Origin of the sequence: Rariglobus hedericola (assembly GCF_007559335.1) — a bacterium.
Classification (GTDB): domain Bacteria; phylum Verrucomicrobiota; class Verrucomicrobiia; order Opitutales; family Opitutaceae; genus Rariglobus; species Rariglobus hedericola.
Map to the genome: position 1 here is coordinate 1 of NZ_VMBG01000011.1, position 681 is coordinate 681.

Annotated in this window: 1 protein-coding gene; it reads left to right on the top strand. The window is 45.4% G+C overall.

Annotated elements, in window-relative coordinates; genetic code table 11:
* A partial coding sequence (locus FPL22_RS17600; RefSeq protein WP_203235190.1) for a hypothetical protein occupies positions 1-570 on the top strand: 570 nt, incomplete at its 5' end.
* Between the last annotated feature and the right edge of the window lie 111 nt (positions 571-681).

The following is a 681-nucleotide window of genomic DNA, read 5'->3' on the forward strand; positions in this document are numbered from 1 at the left end:
GTTAGGCAAAAAATGAAATCACTCAGCATACTATTTCTTGCGGCCTACTTAACCGTCTTGGCCCAAGCTTTTCCGCCACGCCCACCGATACCATCGGTATTGGTTGAACCCGCATTGGCAGCGGCCAAGGCCGCATTCCCAGACGATAAGGAAAAACGACTGAATTACATTTCAGGATACTGTGAAGCGTTTTTAGACAACTTTCGATATGGAAGCAGAATACAGAACGTATATAGAAATTCGGACGATGTCTGGAACAGTGGAAGAAATAGCGGATTAAAAGCATTTCCGGAAATACAGAAGAATAGCTACATATCACCAATGGACTTCGGCTACACATTACAGACGCTGACCGGAACCTACGTCACTGGGTTTGAGACTGGCCATTTTTTACTGAGCGAGACAAAAGAGAAAGTTGAGATATTTTTAGGTGCAGTAGATTCGTTGCCAGCAGATAGAGAAATCAGAATTAAGGCATTTGTTAGCCCAGAAAGCATTATTGGAGTTGGGCATTTTAATGCCTACAGACGATCTATAATCGTAGTTCAGCATGAAAAAGACGGAGCCTAACCAGTCACTACAGACAACGAACCGCACTGTCACGGAATGTGCTCCGAGCCGCACATTCCGCGCCAGCGCGATTCGTGTCTGACCTCAAACGTTCGGCAATATAAGACCGAG